Source organism: Mesorhizobium sp. WSM4810 (assembly GCF_055811235.1).
The window spans coordinates 242,811-262,808 of record NZ_JBVVQV010000004.1; the positions used below are offsets into that span (position 1 = coordinate 242,811).

Annotated in this window: 17 protein-coding genes; 8 read left to right on the top strand and 9 right to left on the bottom strand. The window is 63.1% G+C overall.

The features are described from left to right. Positions 1 to 1,404 (bottom strand): selenium-binding protein SBP56-related protein, encoded by a 1,404-nt coding sequence (locus tag AC0L3O_RS08360; protein WP_287342913.1) that lies wholly within the window; start codon positions 1,402 to 1,404, stop codon positions 1 to 3. Positions 1,405 to 1,650: 246 nt separating this feature from the next. Between AC0L3O_RS08360 and AC0L3O_RS08365 the strand changes: the two genes are divergently transcribed. The 3 genes from AC0L3O_RS08365 (at position 1,651) to AC0L3O_RS08375 (ending at position 5,847) form a co-directional block, all read left to right on the top strand. Beyond that, positions 1,651 to 2,733, top strand: a complete 1,083-nt coding sequence (locus AC0L3O_RS08365; protein ID WP_473615322.1) for a substrate-binding domain-containing protein — start codon at positions 1,651 to 1,653, stop codon at positions 2,731 to 2,733. A gap of 83 nt (positions 2,734 to 2,816) precedes the next feature. Beyond that, positions 2,817 to 5,072: an ABC transporter permease gene (locus AC0L3O_RS08370; RefSeq protein WP_473534074.1), complete on the top strand. Its 2,256-nt coding sequence runs from the start codon at positions 2,817 to 2,819 to the stop codon at positions 5,070 to 5,072. Continuing rightward, positions 5,065 to 5,847 carry an ATP-binding cassette domain-containing protein gene (locus tag AC0L3O_RS08375; protein WP_023802984.1) on the top strand — a complete coding sequence of 261 codons (783 nt, stop codon included), beginning with the start codon at positions 5,065 to 5,067 and terminating at the stop codon, positions 5,845 to 5,847. Before AC0L3O_RS08370 ends, AC0L3O_RS08375 begins: the two co-directional genes overlap by 8 nt. Before the next feature lie 162 nt (positions 5,848 to 6,009). Here the strand turns inward: AC0L3O_RS08375 and AC0L3O_RS08380 are convergent, their stop codons facing one another. Beyond that, a complete protein-coding gene (locus AC0L3O_RS08380; protein ID WP_031256575.1) occupies positions 6,010 to 6,192 on the bottom strand; it encodes a LysR substrate-binding domain-containing protein in 183 nt (60 codons plus the stop codon). 102 nt (positions 6,193 to 6,294) lie between these two features. Beyond that, positions 6,295 to 7,500, bottom strand: coding sequence for an MFS transporter (locus AC0L3O_RS08385; RefSeq protein WP_473534073.1), 1,206 nt, complete (start codon positions 7,498 to 7,500; stop codon positions 6,295 to 6,297). Positions 7,501 to 7,595: 95 nt separating this feature from the next. On the opposite strand from AC0L3O_RS08385, the gene AC0L3O_RS08390 reads away from it, so the two are divergent. Then, the gene (locus AC0L3O_RS08390) at positions 7,596 to 8,492 is read left to right on the top strand and encodes a LysR family transcriptional regulator (protein ID WP_473534072.1); all 897 of its coding nucleotides are present in this window, start codon (positions 7,596 to 7,598) and stop codon (positions 8,490 to 8,492) included. 182 nt (positions 8,493 to 8,674) lie between these two features. On the opposite strand, the gene AC0L3O_RS08395 is transcribed toward AC0L3O_RS08390, so the two are convergent. Continuing rightward, positions 8,675 to 9,274: an SDR family NAD(P)-dependent oxidoreductase gene (locus AC0L3O_RS08395; protein ID WP_473534071.1), complete on the bottom strand. Its 600-nt coding sequence runs from the start codon at positions 9,272 to 9,274 to the stop codon at positions 8,675 to 8,677. Positions 9,275 to 9,393: 119 nt separating this feature from the next. Between AC0L3O_RS08395 and AC0L3O_RS08400 the strand changes: the two genes are divergently transcribed. Next, positions 9,394 to 10,017, top strand: coding sequence for a TetR/AcrR family transcriptional regulator (locus tag AC0L3O_RS08400; protein WP_473524494.1), 624 nt, complete (start codon positions 9,394 to 9,396; stop codon positions 10,015 to 10,017). Positions 10,018 to 10,146: 129 nt separating this feature from the next. Here the strand turns inward: AC0L3O_RS08400 and AC0L3O_RS08405 are convergent, their stop codons facing one another. The 5 genes from AC0L3O_RS08405 to AC0L3O_RS08425 are packed head-to-tail and all read right to left on the bottom strand — an operon-like array spanning position 10,147 to position 15,056. Further along, positions 10,147 to 11,142, bottom strand: a complete 996-nt coding sequence (locus tag AC0L3O_RS08405) for a lipid A biosynthesis lauroyl acyltransferase (protein WP_473534070.1) — start codon at positions 11,140 to 11,142, stop codon at positions 10,147 to 10,149. Between the two features lie 38 nt (positions 11,143 to 11,180). Then, a complete protein-coding gene (locus tag AC0L3O_RS08410) occupies positions 11,181 to 12,209 on the bottom strand; it encodes a zinc-binding dehydrogenase (RefSeq protein WP_473534069.1) in 1,029 nt (342 codons plus the stop codon). Positions 12,210 to 12,244: 35 nt separating this feature from the next. Then, positions 12,245 to 13,516: a beta-ketoacyl-ACP synthase gene (locus tag AC0L3O_RS08415; protein ID WP_287257841.1), complete on the bottom strand. Its 1,272-nt coding sequence runs from the start codon at positions 13,514 to 13,516 to the stop codon at positions 12,245 to 12,247. Between the two features lie 19 nt (positions 13,517 to 13,535). After that, on the bottom strand, positions 13,536 to 14,723 hold the full coding sequence (locus AC0L3O_RS08420; protein WP_473615323.1) for a beta-ketoacyl-ACP synthase: 1,188 nt from the start codon (positions 14,721 to 14,723) through the stop codon (positions 13,536 to 13,538). Positions 14,724 to 14,774: 51 nt separating this feature from the next. Then, on the bottom strand, positions 14,775 to 15,056 hold the full coding sequence (locus tag AC0L3O_RS08425; protein WP_023802974.1) for an acyl carrier protein: 282 nt from the start codon (positions 15,054 to 15,056) through the stop codon (positions 14,775 to 14,777). 216 nt (positions 15,057 to 15,272) lie between these two features. On the opposite strand from AC0L3O_RS08425, the gene AC0L3O_RS08430 reads away from it, so the two are divergent. The 3 genes from AC0L3O_RS08430 to AC0L3O_RS08440 all read left to right on the top strand — a co-directional run bounded on the left by AC0L3O_RS08430 (position 15,273) and on the right by AC0L3O_RS08440 (position 19,852). Continuing rightward, positions 15,273 to 15,542, top strand: coding sequence for a hypothetical protein (locus AC0L3O_RS08430; protein ID WP_287257844.1), 270 nt, complete (start codon positions 15,273 to 15,275; stop codon positions 15,540 to 15,542). Further along, the gene (locus tag AC0L3O_RS08435; RefSeq protein WP_473615325.1) at positions 15,526 to 15,999 is read left to right on the top strand and encodes a hypothetical protein; all 474 of its coding nucleotides are present in this window, start codon (positions 15,526 to 15,528) and stop codon (positions 15,997 to 15,999) included. Before AC0L3O_RS08430 ends, AC0L3O_RS08435 begins: the two co-directional genes overlap by 17 nt. A 481-nt stretch (positions 16,000 to 16,480) precedes the next feature. Next, positions 16,481 to 19,852: an adenylate/guanylate cyclase domain-containing protein gene (locus AC0L3O_RS08440; RefSeq protein ID WP_473615326.1), complete on the top strand. Its 3,372-nt coding sequence runs from the start codon at positions 16,481 to 16,483 to the stop codon at positions 19,850 to 19,852. Positions 19,853 to 19,998: the final 146 nt, after the last annotated feature.

Consider the following 19,998-nt stretch of genomic DNA (forward strand, 5'->3'; position numbering starts at 1 on the left):
CTAGGCCGATGGGTAGCAGAAACTGTCGGTAGAGCAGTCGCCGCCTTCAAGCCGGATCTGGTGCGTTCGATAGCCTTTGGGGAACTCGACGAAGAAGTTGGTGTCGAGCGTCAGGCCACCATTGACGCCAACATCGGCCTTTACCATCGCCCCGCCGCGCTCACCGGGATAGAACTGATCGTCCCAGGTCGAGTAGAGCGAATTGGTCCAATAGACACGCTTGCCGTCGCGGCTAATCTCGACCATTTGTGGCCCATAGCCGAAGACCTTGCCACAGGGGTGCTTGGTCTTCTTGACGATCCCACCCAGTTCGACCTTGCCCGCCAGAACCGGCTTCATCGGGTCGCTGACATCGTATTGATGCATTTCACCCGTACCCCAACAAGCCACATAGAGATATTTGTCGTCGAGGCTGAGGTCGATGTCGGTGACCAGCGGGGGCACCGCCGAGAAACCCTTCAGAAGATCCGGCAGATCGTCGGCATTGGCCGGTTGAGGCGGGATGATCGCCGTCTTCTTGGCCTGGAACTTGCCATCTGCGTCGCGCCACCAAGTCCAGATCGAGCCTTCGAGATTGGTGGTATCGACCACAACGCCGCAGAAGCCGTATTGCTGGACTGGATCATGCGCCGGGCGGATTTCGAGCGCCATTTGGTGATTGGCGCCCAGATCGATCGTCTGAATGTTCTTACGCGCACGCAGATCCCAGAAATGCATGCGGTGGCCGTACTTGTTGGACAGTAGATCCTCAGGGACGATGCCGTTTTCGAACTGCGGCGGCAGGGCCCATTCGGAACTGACCATGTAGTCGCGCGGCAGGTTCCACCAGAAATCGTAGTGCTTGTCCTGGGCGCCACGATCTATCTCATAGCGGCCAATGACATCGAAGGTCTGGCAATCCATGATGAAAATGCCCGGAGGACCGTCGGTACCGTCCTTGCCACCGCCGCCGAGGGTCGAGACATAGATGCCCTCGGGTCCGCAGTGGATCGTATGCGGGCGGGAATAGCCCGTCTTGGCAAAGACTTCTGCGGGTTCGATGATCTTGTGAATCTTGGCGGCTGTCGGCCCGCCCTTCACATCAATTATGTAGATGCGCGACGAACGAATGCCCGGAATGATCAGGTAACGACGCTCCAAAAAGGCGTGGCCAGTCAGTGGTGATAGCGCCGAAGAACACGCATTCCAGCCGAAGTGATGAAACTCATCGCCCTTGTTTGGCATGATCACAGTGTGGACGATCTTGCCGAAATCCGGCGAATTTGGATCGACATTCACCACAGCCAAACCGTCGGGTTGCGAGAAGTCCGGGCTAAGCATCAACGTGTAGGCCAGAGTTTCCGGCGGCCCTTCCATAGCCAGCCTAGGTGACGGATAGAATGTGGGGTCTGGTCGCAGATTCATCGCGGTATCCTCCCTACGCGTTTGTGAAACTTTTTTTGGTGCTCTCCGTGTCGCTCCCTTTTGAAATGCGGCCCAGGTAGGGATCACAATACACCAAGTCTCCTCGTCTGTCTGACACCGCGTCGCGCTAGCACTATTTACGTGGGCAGACTTTGGGCAGAATATACGGGGTGGGAGGGAGCATTCGGAATCCTGAATAAATGCGCCCGAACGGCTTCCGACCGTTGGTTGCAAGGGAGGATAATCATGAAACGTGTTTTCTCGCTCGCGGCATGTGCCGCGGCGTTATCGCTCGGCGTATCGAACGCCTACGCACAATCGGGCGGCGTCGACAAGGCGGTCGGCGGCTACAGCTTCGAAGAAGCCGCAAAGGAGGCCCCCGGTACCAAGGACTTCCATTCGGCCGATGGTCACCTCACATTCGCTATCGTGACACACACCGCCGGCAATGGCTTCTTCGATCCGGTCTACGTCGGCGCGACCGTCGCCGGCAACCTGATCGGCGCCAAGGTCCTGCTGCTCGGCTCGGAATCGCCGACTGACGACCCTGCCCGCGAGATCGAAATCCTGAACCAGATCGTGCAGGATCCGACGATCGACGGGCTGATCATGACAACGCCCCAGGTCGGCGCCTACAACGACATCGTCAAGGCCGCCGAGGCGAAGGGCATACCGGTCGCTACGACCAATTCCTTTGACGGCACGATCCTCAACCGCAGCGGCATCGGCCACACCGGCCAGGACGCCTCCGCTGCCGCAATCGCCGGCGAGGCGCTCGTCAAGTGCCTCGCGGACAAGGGTATAGAGAAGGGTTCGATCGTCCTGCCGTCGTCGACCGCAATGGGCAACATCGAGGTGAACAACCGCGTCACTTCGGCTTTCAACGCCATCGTCAAGGGCTTGAAGGATGCCGGCAAGCTTGATGCCTTCAAGGTCGACGCGGGTCCGGAGAACACCGGTATAGACACCAATCCGAATGACCCGGTGAACGGCATCGTGACGCTGTTCGAATCGCGCGGAGATGTCGTAGGCGCGTTCGCCGGCAACAACGTGTTCACGCCGGCGCTTGCCAAGGCCGTCGCTCAGACCGGAATGACCGGCAAGATCTGCGCCTACGGGTTCGACCTCGGCCCGGCCCAGCAGGACGCGATGAAGAGCGGCGATCTGACCGGCGCGCTCGGGCAGCAGCCCTTCTTGCAGGGCTTCTGGCCGGTCATGCAGCTCTATCTGGAGATCGACCGCGGCATCGCGGCGGCCAACCTCGACACACGCGCCCAACTGGTGACGAAGGAGACCGTCGAGGATGTCGGCAAGCGCTTCGAGAACTGAGTCCACTCGGAACGTCTGAAATCATTGCGGGAGAGCGCAGGCTCTCCCGCAATGCGGCAGCAGGAAATCGACCAGAAGAGACCATGGCGCTTACCGCGACCACATCGCTCGGCCGTGCGCCGTCCCAGATTGTCGGCGGCTGGGAGGTGGGGCTCGTTGCCTTGCTTTTGCTGCTCTATCTCGGCGGCGCTCTCGTCAATCCCGCGTTCTTCGGGTCAACAGGAGCGTTTCACTCGCTGCTCCGCGACACCTCGCGGGTTGCCATCATCGCGGTCGGAGTGACCTTCGTCATCGTCAACAAGGACCTCGATCTTTCGGTCGGTTCAACTTACGGCCTAGTCGCCGTCGTCTTTGCCAGGCTGTTCGCGCCGAACTTCCTTGACCTCGGCGTCGTCACGTCGGCGATCCTCTGCCTGCTGCTCGGCACGCTTATCGGGCTGATCAACGGCGTGCTCGTCACGATCCTGAAGGTGCCGGCGTTCATCGCCACGCTGACGATACTTTTCATCGGCCGCGGCTTCGTGCTGGCGCTCACTCACGGCCAGGCGATCTACTACCCTGCCAAGGCGGCCGGCTATCCGGGTTTTTTTCACCTCGGCGAGACCAACCTCCTCGGCTTCAACAACCAGATCGTGATCTTCGTCGTTGTCGCCGTGATCGGCGCATATGTGCTCGCCAAGACGCGCTGGGGCTACGAGACCTTCGCCACCGGCGGCAACGAGCAGGCGGCGTCCTATGCCGGCATCCCGACCAACTGGGTGCGCATCCGAGCCTTCCTGATCTCCTCGCTCTGCGCGGCGCTGGCCGGCTTGATGTCAGCTGCGCAGGACAAGGGCGTGACGCCGCTCTACGGCGTCAGCGGTGAACTGACCGTCATTGCCGCCGTGATCATCGGCGGCGCCTCGATCCTCGGCGGCCGCGGCCGGGTCGCCGGATCCTGCCTTGGCGCCCTTCTGGTGGTGCTGCTCGACAAGGTATTGCGCGAGGGCTGGCCGATCACGCGCATCATCAAGATCGGCGACGAGGAGATCACGGTCAACGCAGTTTTCTCGCTACCGGTCGGCGCGGTGCCGGTGTTCCTCGGGCTGCTACTCGTCGTCGCTGTGCTCATCGAGCCCTATCTCATCCGCCGCCAGGTCGCAGGGCGCCTCTGGGCCTGGCTCCGCGGCCGGCCGCCGCCACCGGCCTACGAGATCGGCGGCATCGCGATCGAGGGGGTGCAGACTAAGGGCGCGATGGCGGCCGACATGGCGTTGTCGGCCACCGGGTTAGGCAAGCTCCTCGCCCGGCGCGACGCGCTCGCCATCATCCTGACCGCGCTCCTGTGGCTGACCGGCCTCGCGCTCCGGCCGGACTACTGGTGGAACCTGTCCAACAGCTTCGCTATCTTGCTCAACTACACCGAGCTTGCGCTGATCACCATCGGGCTCACCTACGTCATCGCCGCCGGCGATATCGACCTCTCCGTCGGGGCGGTGCTTGCCCTCGCCGGCAGCACAGCCGCCTATTTCCTCAAGGTCCTCGGCGCCGACCCCGTGACCGCCGTGGCGATGGGCCTGCTGGCGGGCATGTGCGCCGGCCTCGTCAACGCGATCGTCACCGTCGGCTTCAAGCTGCCGGCCTTCATCGCCACGCTCGGCATGTTCTACATCGCCCGCGGCCTCGCCGCCTGGTTCGTCGCCGGGCAGCAGCTCACCGGCTGGCCCGAGGGCTACAACCTGCTTGGCCGCAAGGTGAACGACATCCTGCTGCACTACCGCATCTCGCTGCCGGACGGGCTGCTGCGCTCGATCGCCGAGGTGGTGAGCGTCCAGACCATCTGGATGCTGTTGGTCGCCCTCATTGCCGGCGTCGTGCTCGCCTACATGCCGTTCGGGCAGAAGGTCTATGCGACCGGCGGCAACATTCGCGCCGCCGCTTATGCCGGGATCAACACCAACCGGGTGCGGTTCTTCGCGCTCATGCTGGCGGCGCTCTGCGCGACAATGGCCGGGATCATCAACGTCGCCTACTTCCGCAGCTTCAACCCGGTGGCCGGCCAGTTCCGCGAGCTCGACGCCATCGCTTCGGTGATCATCGGCGGCGGTTCGATCTTCGGCGGCTACGGCACCGTGATCGGGGCGCTCGCCGGGGCGGCGGTGATCACCCTGATCCGGGCGCTGCTGCAGCTCAACGTACAGGGTTTCACCATGCCGCAGCACTGGATCAACGTCTTCATCGGTGGCATCCTGATCGTGGCGGTGCTGATCGACATCTGGGTGCGCCAGGCCAACATCTTCGGCCGCCTGCGGGCGCGCCTCGCGCGGCGCACAAGAACGGCGGAAACCACCCATGCTTGACGCGACCAGGCCTGCACCGATCGTAGAAATGCGGGGCATCGAAAAAGCCTTCGGTGCGGTGCAGGCGCTCCGCAATGTCGACCTCGTGCTCTATCCCGGCGAGATCCTGGGCCTCGTCGGCGACAACTCGGCCGGCAAGTCGACGCTGATGAAGATCCTGACCGGCGCCTACCAGCGCGACTCGGGCGGCGAGATCTTCGTCGCCGGGCAGCCGGTGCACTTCAAGAGCCCGCACGAAAGCCGCGACGCCGGCATCGAGATGATCTACCAGGATTTCGCTCTTTGCGGGAATATGGATGTCGGTCAGAATATCTTTCTTGGCCGTTGGCCGCGCAGGGGCCTTTTCGTCAATCGGCGGAAAATGTACGCGGAAGCCGACAGTGTGCTGAAGCGGCTCAAGGTCGACGTGAACTCCGTCTATCAAAAGGTCGAGAGCCTTTCGGGCGGCCGCCAGCAATCGGTGGCTATTGCCCGCGCTATCTCCTTTCAGCCGCGCGTGGTGATACTCGATGAGCCGACCGCCAATCTCTCGGTGATGGCGACCGAGCGGTTGCTCGAAACCATGCTGGAACTGAAAAAGCAGGGCGTTGCCCAGATCATCATCTCCCACCGCCTCGTTGACATCTTCGCTGTGGGCGACCGCGTGATGGTGCTTAAGCGCGGCGAGAACGTGGGCGATCGCTACATCAAAAACACCGACGAGCATGAGGTCCTGGAGATCATCGTCTCCGGCACGCGAGAGCATGCACTTACGGCCGATGAGGCAATGCTTTGACCGAGTCCTGGCGTCGCAGAAATGCGGCTAAAACCACCCGCTCTAAGTCCATCGAGATTGTGGCCCGAGATGGCGAAGGGACCGGTGTAGGCTGCGCTTTCTCGCCGTTGCGCCGCGATCACCACCCGAAGGTCGCAATGATTGCGCTCAACGGGCGCCGAATCATTCGATGAGGATGTCAATCAGCGCACGCACCTTTCTGGGCGCAATCCCGCCAGGTGGCCGCACCACATAGATCCCCGCCTCTGGCGAGGGATAATCCGCCATCACTTGTCTCAATGTACCCTCCGCGATCGGCACGTCGGTAAGGAAGTCGGGCAGCGCAGCAATGCCCAGCCCAGCCAAGAGTGCGGCGGTTCAGAATAAAAGCGCTCTGTAGTGATCCTTCGCGCCCCCTCTGTCCGGCAGGACAGAGGGGGGCGCTGTCCGGGCGCTGTCCCTCCGCGATCAAAGGTTCTGCACCGCAGCAGCGCGAGGGCTGGCGGCAGCGGCGAGCAGGGCTGAGCCCGCTAGCAGGGCGGCGGCGAGCAGGAAGGCGCTCCACCAGCCGGCAGTGTCGAACAGCATGCCGCCCGCGGAAGCGCCGCCGGCGATGGCGAACTGGATCAATGCGACCTGCAGCCCGCCTCCAGCTTCAAGATCGTCGGGAATGATCTGAGCCATCCATGTACCCCACGCCGCCGGAATCGGGGTGTTGAACAGCCCCCAAAGAACCAGAAGCGAAGCCGTGGCCCAAAGCACCGGTCCCACTGCGATCAGGAGCAGCGCGAGGAGCGCAAGCGCGCTCGGCAGCCCGATCAGCACGGCGGTGAGGTTTCGCCGGAGAACAAAGCCGGCGATGGACAGTCCCGCCAGGCCTCCCAAGCCGAGGCCCAGCAGCACCAGCGACAGGACGTTCACGTCGAGGCCGGTGACGCTTTCAAGGAATGGGCGCAGATAGATCGATAGCGAATTCATTCCCATGAATGCGAGCCCAGTTGCGGCCATGCCGATGGTGAATGTCCGATTGCGCAGCAGACGGAACATGCTGGATACCGAAACGGCCTCCATCGGCGGCATCTTCGGCAGAACGGCGAACTGCCAGATGAGCGCCGCGAGGCCGACTGGGACTGTGACGAAGAAGGTGCCCCGCCACCCGATCAATTCGCCGAGGAAGCTCCCGAGCGGTGCGGCGATGACGATCGCCAATGCAGTTCCGCCCTGCAGCAGGGTGATCGCCTTGGGCAGGTCGGAGCCTGAGGCCAGGCGCGCCAAAATGGCCGTGGAGAGCGACCAGAAGCCGCCGATCGCGATCCCGACCAGGGCCCGTCCGGCCAGAAAAACCAGGAAGTTGGGAGCGAGGGCAACAGCCAAACTCGATGCGACCAGCACTGCCGTGTAGAGCAGGACGACCGTTCTCCGGTCGAGCTTGGCCAGGAGCGCGTTGCCGAACAGGCTGGTGATCACGGCAAAGAGCCCCGACACGGCGATCGCCTGTCCGGCCTGGCCTTCCGAGATGGCCAGGTCCTGCGCAATCGGAGTCAACAGGCTCACCGGCATGAACTCCAGGCCGACCAGGAGAAAGGTCAAAAGCGACAGGCAGGTGACGGCGGCCCATGGCGTTACCGCCTCTTCAGCCGCCAGCGTGTCATCCAGTGTCAGTTCGATAGCCATTCGTGCGCTCCTGTCCGTCGACAGACTAGGTAGCCGGGCTGGTCTTGTCAGACTAGCAGCTATAATCTGCATGTCGTAGTGAACGGAGCTCACCAATGCCGCGTGACGAGTTCAGCGAGATGCGAGCCTTCCTTGAGGTCGCTCGGCAGCGCAGTTTTACGCGAGCGGCGGCCAAATTGGGTGTTACCCGATCGGCCCTCAGCCATACGATCAGGGCAATGGAGGAACGGCTTGGCGTCCGTCTGCTCTCTCGCACGACCCGCGATGTGGCGCCCACGGCGACCGGAGAACGCCTCGTCGAAAGCATCGAGCCGCATTTCGAAAGCATTGCCGCCGGGATCAGCGCGATCAGCGCCTTGCGCGGCCAGCCCTCGGGCCAGATCCGTATCGTGTGCCCCGATGATGCCGTCAATCTGGTCTTTCGCCCCAGGCTGCCAGCGTTCCTGCGAGACTACCCGGACATCAACGTGGAGCTCATTGTCGACAACGGCTTCACCAACATCGTCGAGCGTCAGTTCGATGCCGGTGTTCGACTTGGCGAGGCAATCGCCCGCGACATGGTGGCCGTTCGCATTGGTCCCGATGTCGGCTATGCCGTCGTCGGCTCACCCGATTATTTCGCTCGTCGGGATGCGCCGAAAAGCCCTCAGGACTTGACCGACCACAACTGCATCAACCTGCGGCTTCCCAGCTCAGGCGCGTTATATGCCTGGGAATTCAGGAAGAACGGACGCGAGTTCAGCGTCCGTGTGGACGGCCAGCTGACCCTGAACAATATCGCGCCGGCGCTTGACGCGGCCCTCGACGGCATTGGTTTGGTCTATGCACCGAAGGATCTTGTTCAGCCCTATGTTGTGAGTGGTCGGCTCGAGGAAGTCCTTGCCGACTGGTGCCCGACCTTCCAGGGCTATCATCTCTACTACCCCAGCCGGCGCAATCAAACGCCGGCGTTTGCGGCCTTTGTCGCGGCTTTCCGGTACCAGTCTCAATAGACCTTCTCGACCCGCCCCAAGATCGCAGATCAGGATGCGGGCTCGATTGGCACCGGAGCCAAGGTGCGCCGCCACTCTCCCGGCGCCAGCAATCGGGACGAGACCGCCGCACGGACGGCCCGTCCTGGCTCGGGAAACGTGCCCATCGGACCGTTCGCGTCGAGGAGCGCGAGGCGAAGGGCTCACGCGGCCCGTTCGGCCGTAAGGGTGCCCTCGAATTTGTTGAGGTTCGTCGAAGTGAAGCCGGAGCAGGCAGCGTCGGCGCCAGCGGCCTCAAATTCGATGGCGAAGGCGAGCGTCGGCGCATCGAGGGCAGTCTCCGAGGGGCTGTAAACAGGGCCGAACAATGCGCGCTGTGGACTGGAGGGGTCGACGCTGGCGATGCGTGCCGCCGGCGCTTCACCAAGCAGCCGCAACATCGCCTGCGTAACGGCGATGACGCCGAACACGTTGGTCTCGAACACCGCGCGTCCCTCGAGGGGCGCCGCATGCGAGATGCCCTGCTTTCCCGCATCGGAAATGCCTGCATTGTTCACCAGGACGTCGAGGCGACCGAACTCGTTACGGATGCGCTTTGCCGCGGCGGCGATCGAGGCCTGGTTCGTGACATCGAGTTGGAGGGCGCGGGCATCCGCGCCGACGCTCTTTGCAGCCGTCTCCGCGTGCTCGAGCATACGCGACCCTACGAGCACGGTGAGGCCGTGCGTCGCCAGGTCCCTGGCGATCTGGAGGCCGATTCCCTTGTTGGCCGCAGTGACCAGGGCAATAGGTTTGACCCGCATGGTGATCTCCTCTTTTTGCATTGACGTGTAGGCAACGGCGCCATGCTGTGCTAATTTTCCCAATCGGAACTGCATTCCGTTTTATACGGAACATTGTTCCGTTTATCAATGGAAAAATCATGGACGACAAATCGAAGGAGCGGGGTGGTGGCTTGGAGCCCGTAAACTCGACGGATCGACGCGTGCGTGCGGACGCGCAACGCAACTCCAAGGCGCTGCTCGAAGCGGCAATGGCAGTGTTTGCAGCTTCGGGGGTCGATGCTCCGGTGCGAGAGATCGCCGATAAGGCCGGCGTTGGCGTGGGTACGCTCTATCGGCATTTTCCGCAGCGTTCGGACCTGATCGTGGCGGTCTTCCGTAACGAAGTGGATGCCTGCGCAAATGCTGCATCTGCCATTGCGGCCGAACATGAACCCGGCGAAGCGCTCGCCCGATGGATGCAGCGTTACGTGGACTTTATCGCTGCCAAGCGTGGACTCGCCGCGGCCTTCTCCTCCGGCGATCCGGCATATGAGTCCTTGCCGCAGTATTTTCTTGAGAAACTTAGGCCCGCGCTGCAGAGCTTGCTGGATGCCGCGACCGAAGCAGGCGATGTTCGCTCGGACGTTGATGCTAAGGAATTATTGTTCGCGATTGCCAGGCTCTGCTCACCAGACCGCTATGGTGGAGGCCCCGACCAGGCACGACGCATGGTTGGCTTGCTGGTGGATGGGCTTCGCTATGGCGCCCCTTCGGTTGGCTGATTGGTCTTGCCAGGACAGGCCACCGAGCGATCGGTGACCAAACAAAAACCCACCTCGGTAACCGGGCGGGGTCGGTGGCGCAATTAGCACATTGCCAACAATAGCATAATTGCTGTCACTCACTTCTACTCAGGCGGCTTTGCCGCGGTTCCTCGCCCGCTTGTGCTTCCCGCGCGGGCCGCTGATTTCCCATCTTTTGTGGAACCACATCCATTGGCCGGGATCCTCGCGCACCCAGCGCTCGACCACGTCATTGAGCAGCTGGGTGGTGCCATGGACGTCGACACTGCCGCCGGCGGTGCGCGGCAAGATCAGTTTGTCCTCGATCTCGAGCCGGAAGCGGTTGCCCGGCAGGCGCACGCAGCGCGCCGGATAGACATCGCAGTCATAGTGCCGCGCCAGGGTGCCCAGGACCCGGTTGCTTTCGCATGGGCGGCCGAAAAAAGTCGTTTCGAGCCCGCTCGAGAATTTCTGGTCGACGAGCACGCCGATATTGCCGCCTTTCTCCAGGATGGCCGCCAGCGCGAACGAAGCGCCGGTCGCGGAGGGCAGGAGCGAGCCCATGGTCGAGCGGCGAGTCGAGAGGATGTAGTCGGCAAGGTAGGGGTTGTTGGGCGGACGAAACAGCGCCGTGATGTTCATGCCGAAAGTGGCTGCCGCCACCGGAAGCAGCTCGAAATTGCCGAGATGCCCGGTGAAGATGATATGCGGTTTTTGCTCGCCGGCGATTTGCACGAAGTGCTCGACCCCCTTGACCTCGATGCGCCCCGGTTTCGTCGCGGCGGGATCGTAGTCGAACAGGGCATCGAGAAAGACGTATTCCGCGGCAAGGCGAGCCATGTTGCCCCACATGTCGGAGGCGATGGCCTGGATCTCCTTGTCGCTCTTTTCCGGATAAGCCTTGCGCAGATTGGCGATGGCGACGTTATGGCGCCCCACCCAAGGGCCAATGCGGCGGGCGGCGCGGTCGGCGAAATTGAGCGCGCTGTCGACCGGCAGCCGACGCAGCAGCCAAATCATCGTCATCGCGAGGCGCGCAAGCAGCCAGTAGTTGAACTGGCGCAGCTGCCTGCCGTAGCGGAACGCCAGGTCCCGGCGGAGCTTCTTGAAGGCGTTGCCGACCATTCCTAGACCATGATGTTTTCAGACAGCAGCATCATGGTCTAGCCGACGCGCAGGATGATCTTGCCGAACACGTCGCGGCCTTCCATGCGCTTCAGCGCGGCGTCGATGCCGTCGAAGCCGACTTCGGTGTCGATAATCGGAGAAACCAGCCCCGCCGCCATTTTCTGCATGGCGTCGGCCATGTTTTGCATGCGGCAGCCGAACGAGCCGAGCAGCTTCAGCTGCTGCTGGAACAATTGCATCAGGTTGATCTGCGTCGATACGCCCGAGGTCGAGCCGCAGGTCACCAGGCGGCCGCCGCGTTTCAGGCACAGCATCGAGGCGGCAAAGGTGTCGGCGCCGACATGCTCGAAGACGACGTCGACGCCCTTCTTCTTCGTCAGCTTGCGCACGACGCCTTCGAAACGGTCGTCGCGATAGTTGATGACGTGATCGGCGCCAAGCGCCTTCGCCTTGTCGATCTTGTCGTTCGAGCCAACCGTGGTGATCACGGTGCAGCCCATTTTCTTCGCCAGCTGGATCGCGGCGGAGCCGATTCCCGAGCCGCCGGCATGGATCAGGATGGTTTCGCCGGCCTGCAGCCTGGCATTGTCGAACAGCATGTGCTCGACCGTGCCGAAGGTGACGGGCGCGACGGCGGCGCCGACGTCGGTCACGCCAGGCGGGGCAGGGACCAGCAGGCGCGCCGGCAGGTTTATCTTCTCTTGCGCAAAGCCGTCGAGATGGAAGCCGTGAACGCCCGAGACATGCTCGCAGAGGTTGTCGCGGCCTTCGCGGCAGGCGCGGCAAAGCCCGCAGGTGCGCGCGCCGTAGATCGATACAAGCTGCCCCGGCACAAGGCTGGAGACGCCGGGGCCGACCGCCTCGACCTCGCCCGAGGCTTCGGCGCCGACGACCAGCGGCAGCTTGCGCTTGGCGAAGGCCATGCCGCGCCAGCCCCAGACGTCGATATGATTGAGCGCCACGGCCTTGATGCGCAGCGTCACTTCGCCCAGCGCAGGCTGCGGCGGAAGCGGCAGGTCCACCGTTTCAAGGCGGCGGTCCTCGATAAGTTGCAATGCGCGCATGGAGCCTGTCGGTTCTGTTGGCGAAGAACGGTCGCTTAGACTGGTTCCCGCGCCATGACAAGGCAGGTGTTCTGGCCGCCGAAGCCGAAGGAGTTCGACAGCACCGTGCCGACCTCGGCGTTGCGCTTCTGGTTCGGCACCACGTCGAGCACGATCGCCGGATCGGGATTGTCGTAATTGATGGTCGGCGGGATGACGCTTTCGCGCATGGTCATCAGCGAAAACGCCGCCTCGACCGCGCCGGCGGCCGACAGCGTGTGGCCAATCATCGACTTGTTCGACGAGATCGGCATCGAGCCGATCCGCTCGCCGAACACGGTCGACAGCGACAAATGCTCCATCTTGTCGTTTTCCGGCGTCGAGGTGCCATGGGCATTGACATAATCGATCTCGTCCTCGCCCAAGCCGGCATCGGCGAGCGCGGCGCGAACCGCCGCGATCGCCGGCGAGCCGTCCGGCTTCGAGCGGGTGCGGTGGAAATCGTCGGCCTTCTCGCCGCAGCCGCGCAGGATGCCGAGGATGTTTGCACCACGGGCGAGTGCCGCCTCCAGCGATTCCAATACCAGCGCGCCAGAACCCTCAGCGAGGACAAAACCGTCGCGATCCCTGGAAAACGGTTTTGACGCCTTTTCGGGGATGTCGTTGTGGGTGGAGAGTGCGGAAAGCAGCGAGAAACGGATCAGCGCCTCGGCGGTCGCCGAGCCGTCGGCGCCGATCGACAGTGCCCGGTCGCATTCGCCGCGGCGGATCGCCTCGACGCCCAGCTGGATCGAGGTGGCGCCAGAGGCGCAGGCCGTCGACAGCGTGATCGGCAGGCCGCGCGTGCCAAAACGGTCGGCGAGCCGGTCGGCGATCGAACCGAATTGGGTGGTCTCGAAAACATCGAACCCCTTCAAGCCGCGCGCCACCCGAAGCAGCCGTTCGGCGCCGACGTCGTGCTTGTCGGAATTGTACAGCGAAAAGCGCTCGCTCCAGTCGAGCTCGACCGGCGGCGAGGCGAGGAAAAGCGGCCCGCCGAAATCGCCCGAATCGAGGCCGGCTTCGGCCACGGCTTCCTGCGCGGCTATCTCGGCGAGGTCGTAGGTAAGAAGGGAAGCGCCCTTGGAGCTCGACGGCAGGAAATCGACCGTGCCGGAGATGCGGGTGTTCAGATGGTCGACCGGAAAGCGGGTTATCGGATGGATGCCGGACGTGCCCGCGGTGAGCGCTGCCCAATTGTCGGCCTTGCCGACGCCCAGCGACGTCACCACGCCGATGCCGGTGACGGCAACGATCGGCCTGCCCATGTGGTCGTTCAGATTGGCCATGTTTTTGTCCCAAAACCCTCTAGGCGGCGTTGACCAACGCCATGCCCTCGAATTGGTGATAGCCGATCGCCGTTGCAAGCACGGTCCTGGGAATGCCGTTGAACGGCTTCTCGGTGGCGGCGTCAAAAGCCGGGTAGGCGGCCTTGCGTTCGACAGCCAATGCCGCAAGCGCCACGGCGAAGGGAAACTGCGCTTCCTTCATGTGGCCGGTCAGCGTCGAAAAACCGCGTGCGGCAATCGCCGGATTGGCGTCGAGCGCCGATTTCTCGGCAGCAGTCGCGGCATGGGCACCCGAAGCGCCTGAAATCGTCAGCAGCTCGCCGTTCGGCAATGCCGCCTGGCTGAGCAGCGCGGCAATCTCGGCATCGAGCTCGCCCTGCCGGCGTATGGCGCGTCCGGATACGACCGGGCCGAGTTCGGCATAGATCTTTTGCCCGCGGCCGATCGCGTGCTCGCGCTGTTCCAGGACGAGAAACGCACCGCCCGATCCAGTCACCACGCCGCCGCCGTCCAGGCCCTGTCTCTGCCAGACCGGTCTCCAGGGGCCGCGATGCAAGTAGCCGGCCAGCTCATAGCCAAGCAGCATGTCGGAATGTTCGGTCTGGAATGCGCCGCCGACCAGGATATGCGTCGATTGGCCGGAGCGGATGCGCGCGGCGGCTGTCTCGACAGCGGCGACGCCGGCACCTTCCTCGCCCATGAAAGTGCGCGACGAGCCGGTCACCTTGTGGACGATTGAGATGTTGCCGGCGAGCAGGTTGGAAAGCTGTGCCAGAAACAGCGTCGGCCGCAATTCGGTGGTCAGTTTCTCGTTGAGCAGCACGTCGCGGTCGTTGCGGCTTTCCGAAGCGGCGAGAATGTCGGCGTCGACCGCCTCGTCGCGCTCGCCGCCGCCGGCAGCCACCACCATGTCCATCGTCGTGCAGAGATCGTCATTGCCCTTGATGTCGGCGTCGTCCAGCGCCATGCCGGCGGCATAGGTGCCGAGCCGCTGCCAGGTTTCCATCTGCCGCTGGTCGCCGCGCTTGGCGATCTGCAGGTTCCAGTCGATCTCCGGCAGCGGGTGGACGGTGTAGGGCGAGAAGCGGGCGGCTTCGAGCACCGGCTCCAGGCCGGGCTGGACGAGCTTGCGCCAATGCGCATCCGGGCCTTCTCCCAGCGAAGAGACAAGGCCGATGCCTGATATGACGACGTCGTGGGAGCTCATGGGCGAGGGTTCATGGGGCGGCTGTTGGGTCAGGCTAGAAGACAAGCCATTTCAGGCGTTCTTTGCCATGACCAGGGCGTCGATCTTGGCGCACAGGTTCTTCATGACGAAGTAATCGTCGGTCGAGGCCTTGCCGTCATTGACCTCCTGCGTCCACTTTTCCAGCGGCACCTTGATGCCGAATTCCTTGTCGATGGCAAAGACGATGTCGAGGAAGTCGAGGCTGTCGATGCCGAGATCGTCGATGGTGTGGCTTTCAGGGGTGATCGTGTCGATATCGATCTCACTGGTGTCGGCGATGATCTTGGCGACTTTGTCGAACGTGGTGGACAAGGGCTTTTCCTTCGGTTGCGGGCGGAATCTGTCCGCTGGTGTTTGCGCGCTGTCTAGTCGGTTTTTCCGGGCAGGAAAAGGCCTGAACGCCGGGCGCAGATGGGATACCCACTCCGTAAACGCAAGAAGAGGCGTTGGCGACCCTCCCGGCGATATGCCGCAACCATCCCATCTCTGGTCATTGCATCTACCAGTGTACCATGGTACGGAAATCCTATGACCACCATCGAACGCGTGCAGACCGGGGTTCGCCTGGAAAAACGATTGGTGAAGGTGCTCAAGGCCTTGGCCGAGCATCGCGACATGAGCCTGGGTGAACTCATCGAGGGCATCGTGCTGCATGCCTTCGAAGGCCAGACGCCGTTTTCCCCGACGACCCTGGAAACAATCGGCCAATTGAAGCGCATCTACGGAATGGAGCTTGGCGCAGCGGACAGCCACCGTCTGGTCGAAATCGCCGGGGAGGGGGATGACCAACCATCTTGAGCGCAGCCACAGCATCGTGCTTTCGGGGCCGATCGACCGCGTCTTTCCGCTGTTCACGCCGACTGGGGAGACCCTGTGGGTGGACGGCTGGGATCCGAAGTTTCTGCATCCACAAGACGGGGAGACACGCCAGGGCATGGTCTTCAGGACCGCTCACGGTGATGAGACCACGCTCTGGGCCTGCACGGACTGGGACCCCGTGGCGCATCGCATCCGCTATGTCCGGGTGACGCCGGATACGCGTTTCGGATTTGTCGAGGTGGCCTGCCGCCCGACCGCTGACGGAGGCACGGAGGCGTCGATTGCCTACACGTTCACTGCCCTGAACGCGGCAGGAAGCTCGTATCTGTCCGAGCTGACGGAGGACGCGTTCAGGGCAGATGATCGAGGGATGGAAGCTCCGTATCGAAGCGTGGCTGCAAGTGTGAAACATCTAACGCTAGGTGCCTTAAACTAACTGCCGCTAAGGGTGGAACTTTACCCTTCGCTTCGTCTCCCGGAACAGCGCCGCGCCAGAAGCTGTCCTTGCCAAGCTGATCGAGAAATGTCGCCTCTGGGCCGACAGCGGACTGGCAGCTTCGGGCTGCGAATATTCAACAGCGGACATTCAAGTTGGTGTGGGCATCGTCGTGACCTGACCCGTTCCAGACCTTCCCGAGCGTTGTCGCAAAGGGCGTGAAGCGAGCCATTCGCGACATTTCCAGGGTTGAGTAACCCGACTATCGAACTGGTGTCAGCGCAATCCTCTCAGGCCGCCGCCCGGGTTCTGATCGGGGTGTGAAACGCTTCATGCTCCGAGCCGATGAACGCGACACCGTTCCCAAGCTCACTCCTCGGCAAGCGCTACGCCGCATGACATTGATGTCTCGGCTTGCGCATCCGGGCTTCGCCTTGGGCCCGCTCGGTGCTAATCTGCTTTGGACTGCACGGAGAGTGTCATGGACATTGCCGGGTGGCTCTCGAGCCTTGGGCTCGGCAAATATAGCAAAACCTTCGCCAAGAACGAGATCACGCCCGAAGTGCTCCCGCATCTCTCGGATGCGGACCTCAAGACGCTGGGGCTGCCGATGGGCCCGAGGAAGCTCGTGTTGGCCGCGATCGCGGAGCTTGGCAAGCGCGGTATGGGCGATCCCGCCAGAGCGGCCGGAATTGAACCGATCCCTGGGAGCGGTCCACCGCCTCGCCCGGAAGCTGAACGACGCCAGCTGACGGTGATGTTTGTCGATCTGGCCGGATCGACCGCGTTGTCAGGTCAATTGGACCCCGAAGAGATGGGAGTGGTGATCCGAACGTACCAGACCGCGGTGGCCGAGGAGATCAGGCGTTTGGATGGCCATGTCGCGAAGTTCATGGGGGATGGGGTGCTGGCCTATTTCGGCTGGCCGCGTGCGCATGAGGACGAGGCCGAGCGAGCGGTGCGGGCCGGGCTTGCCATTGTCGCATCTGTCGCCGAGCTGGCGACGCCCGCCAAAGAGCCACTGGGTGCGCGTGTCGGCATTGCCACGGGTCTGGTGGTGGTAGGCGATTTGATCGGCGAAGGTGCAGCGCAGGAGGAGGCGGTGGTCGGCGCGACGCCAAACCTGGCGGCGCGCCTGCAATCGCTGGCCGAGGTCGGCGCAGTGGTGATTGCGGAACGGACCCGGCTGCTGCTTGGCGAGCTCTTCGAGCTGGTTGATCTCGGCACCCACGATCTGAAGGGGTTCGCCCAGCCGGTGCAGGCATGGCTGGTCATGGGCGAGAGCCGAGCCGAGGGCCGCTTCGAGGCACTGCACGGGATGCGCTTCACGTCGCTCGTCGGCCGCGATCAGGAGATAGCCTTGCTCCTCGACCGCTGGCGGCAGGCCAAGGACGGTAGGGGCCAGGTGGTGCTTCTGTCGGGCGAGCCAGGCATTGGCAAGTCCCGCATCGCAATCGCCCTGCGCGAGCACCTCCGCCGCAAGAAATGCCTGTCGCTGCGCTATGACGGCTCGCCCTATCACACCAACAGCGCTCTGTTCCCGGTGCTGGGCCAACTGCGTCGGGCTGCCGGCTTCGAGCGCGAGGATGCGCCGGAGGTAAAATTGGCCAAGCTGGAGCCAACGCTTGCCGCGGCTGAGCCTGACCCGAAATCGGCGATCCCGTTGATCGCTGAGTATCTGGCGATCCCGACAGGCGACCGCTACCCGGTGCCCGAAGTCGCCCCGGAACAGAAAAAGGCGAAGACGTTTCAGGCGCTGCTAGCCCAGCTTGAAGGCCTCGCAGCCAAGCGGCCGGTGCTCATGACGGCCGAGGATGCTCACTGGTTCGATCCCACCAGCCTTGAGCTGTTCGGTCGCATTGTCGATCGGATCGAGCGGCTGCCGGTGCTGCTGGTCGTTACCTTCCGGCCCGAGTTCGCGCCACGGTGGACCGGCCCACCGCATGTGACGCTGCTGACACTCAATCATCTCCAGCGGAACGAAAGCGCAGCACTCATTGACCAGCTCACTGGCGGCCGGCCCCTTCCCAGGGAAGTGCAAGCGCATATTCTCGCCAAGACTGAAGGCGTGCCGCTATTTGTCGAGGAACTGACAAAGACCGTGCTCGAATCCGGTCTGCTGCGCGAAGCCGGTGAGCACTATGAGCTTGCCGGCCCGCTTCCACCGCTCGCCATCCCCTCGACGCTGCAGGACTCGCTCTTGGCTCGCCTTGATCGGTTGTCACCGGTTAAGGAGGTAGCGCAAGTCGGCGCTGTTATCGGCCGCGAGTTCAGCTACGAATTGCTGGAAGCGACGGCACGGATGGACGAGCCGAAGGTCAGGACCGCTCTGGACGAACTTGTCCATGCCGAACTGGCTTTTTGTCGCGGCAAGCCTCCGGACGCGATCTACACCTTCAAGCATGCGCTGGTGCGGGATGCCGCGTACGAGTCGCTACTGAAGAGCCGACGCCAGCAACTCCATTGCCGGATCGCCACCATGCTCCGCGATCGCTTTCCCGACCGAGCCGAGGCGGAACCGGAGGTGGTTGCCCATCATGCAACCGAGGGCGGACTGCTCGATGATGCTGTGTCGTATTGGCACAAGGCTGGCCTGCGCGCCAACCATCGGTCGGCCAACGCCGAAGCCATTGCCCACCTCTCCAGAGGCCTGGATCTTCTCGCGCAACTCCCAGAGACTCCGGCTCGCGACAATCGCGAGATCGACCTCCAGCTTGCGCTAGGCATTCCACAGGCCGCCGCCAAGGGCCGTGGGTCAGCCGAGGCCATGGCTGCCTATACACGGGCGCACGAGCTGTGCAACAGGCTCGGCGGCGACACGTCCAAATACTTCCCCGCGCTGCGCGGCTTGTGGACCGCCTATCGCGCTCGGGGACAGATCCGCACAGCGCGTGATCTTGCCGACCGACTCCTCGCGATCGCCCGGCGTTCGAAAGACCAATCCCTGTTGTTGGAGGCCCACCACGTCCAATGGACGATGCACTACGCGCTCGGCGACTGGCGCAGGGTATGCGAGCATGCCGCAAAGGGCCTTGCCCTTTATCGGCCCGGTCATTTCTCCCACGCCGCCATATACAGTGGTCACGACTCTGCGGTGTGCGCCACTGCCCATGAGGGCATCAGCCTGTGGATGCTCGGCTTTCCGGACCGCGCGCTCGCGCGGGTGGAAGAATCCATCGCCCGCGCGCGCCAACTGTCCCATCCCCCCAGCCTTATGCACGCGCTATTCTACGCGCTCATCCTTCACCACTTCCGCCGCGATGCTGCAGCGATGCGGAAAACGGCAGCGGACACGCTCCGGTTCGCGCGCGACTGCATGCCGGACTGGATCTCTTCGTACCATCTGCGGGCCACCTTAGTCTCGGCGCTCAAGCACGAACAGCAGGCTCGGGCGCGCATGCCCGAGATCCGGATTTCGATGGCGAGCGAGAGATCGGCCGACATTGAGGGAAAGGGCTTCAACCTATGCCTGTTCGGGCGCGTCTGCGAGTTGGCGGGTGAAGTCGAGGCCGGGCTGAACGCCTTGCAATCGGCAATATCCGAAGCGGAAACCAATGGCGCGCGCCTATGGGAATCGGAGCATCACCGGCTCGCTGGGAATCTCCTGCTCCTGGCAGCACCCGACTCTGAGAAATGCGAAGCGCATTTTCTTCGCGCTATCGACGTGGCTCGGGAGCAGCAGGCGCGATCCCTCGAACTGGGCGCGGCGACTTCGCTCGCACGCTTGTGGGCTGGTCGCGGCAAGCGGCACAAAGCCTACGACCTGCTCGAGCCGATCTACACTTGGTTCACGGAAGGCTTCAGTACGCGCGACTTGATCGATGCGAAGGTGCTGCTCGATAAGCTTGGCTAATAATACGCGACAGCCGGGCCAAAGAAGGTCCAGGAACGCGTCGAAATGCGACCCTGATGGGGGCACTCGCAGACGCCCGGAGATGGCGCGACCTTGCCGCCACGGAACCGGCACTCGTGACCCTTTCGAGACCTTCCGGAGTCGAA

Coding starts and splice junctions, on each gene's coding strand:
- AC0L3O_RS08360 (WP_287342913.1), bottom strand. CDS start 1,404: ATGAATCTGCGACCAGACCCCACATTCTATCCGTCACCTAGGCTGGCT.
- AC0L3O_RS08365 (WP_473615322.1), top strand. CDS start 1,651: ATGAAACGTGTTTTCTCGCTCGCGGCATGTGCCGCGGCGTTATCGCTC.
- AC0L3O_RS08370 (WP_473534074.1), top strand. CDS start 2,817: ATGGCGCTTACCGCGACCACATCGCTCGGCCGTGCGCCGTCCCAGATT.
- AC0L3O_RS08375 (WP_023802984.1), top strand. CDS start 5,065: ATGCTTGACGCGACCAGGCCTGCACCGATCGTAGAAATGCGGGGCATC.
- AC0L3O_RS08385 (WP_473534073.1), bottom strand. CDS start 7,500: ATGGCTATCGAACTGACACTGGATGACACGCTGGCGGCTGAAGAGGCG.
- AC0L3O_RS08390 (WP_473534072.1), top strand. CDS start 7,596: ATGCCGCGTGACGAGTTCAGCGAGATGCGAGCCTTCCTTGAGGTCGCT.
- AC0L3O_RS08395 (WP_473534071.1), bottom strand. CDS start 9,274: ATGCGGGTCAAACCTATTGCCCTGGTCACTGCGGCCAACAAGGGAATC.
- AC0L3O_RS08400 (WP_473524494.1), top strand. CDS start 9,394: ATGGACGACAAATCGAAGGAGCGGGGTGGTGGCTTGGAGCCCGTAAAC.
- AC0L3O_RS08405 (WP_473534070.1), bottom strand. CDS start 11,142: ATGGTCGGCAACGCCTTCAAGAAGCTCCGCCGGGACCTGGCGTTCCGC.
- AC0L3O_RS08410 (WP_473534069.1), bottom strand. CDS start 12,209: ATGCGCGCATTGCAACTTATCGAGGACCGCCGCCTTGAAACGGTGGAC.
- AC0L3O_RS08415 (WP_287257841.1), bottom strand. CDS start 13,516: ATGGCCAATCTGAACGACCACATGGGCAGGCCGATCGTTGCCGTCACC.
- AC0L3O_RS08420 (WP_473615323.1), bottom strand. CDS start 14,723: ATGAGCTCCCACGACGTCGTCATATCAGGCATCGGCCTTGTCTCTTCG.
- AC0L3O_RS08430 (WP_287257844.1), top strand. CDS start 15,273: ATGACCACCATCGAACGCGTGCAGACCGGGGTTCGCCTGGAAAAACGA.
- AC0L3O_RS08435 (WP_473615325.1), top strand. CDS start 15,526: ATGACCAACCATCTTGAGCGCAGCCACAGCATCGTGCTTTCGGGGCCG.
- AC0L3O_RS08440 (WP_473615326.1), top strand. CDS start 16,481: ATGGACATTGCCGGGTGGCTCTCGAGCCTTGGGCTCGGCAAATATAGC.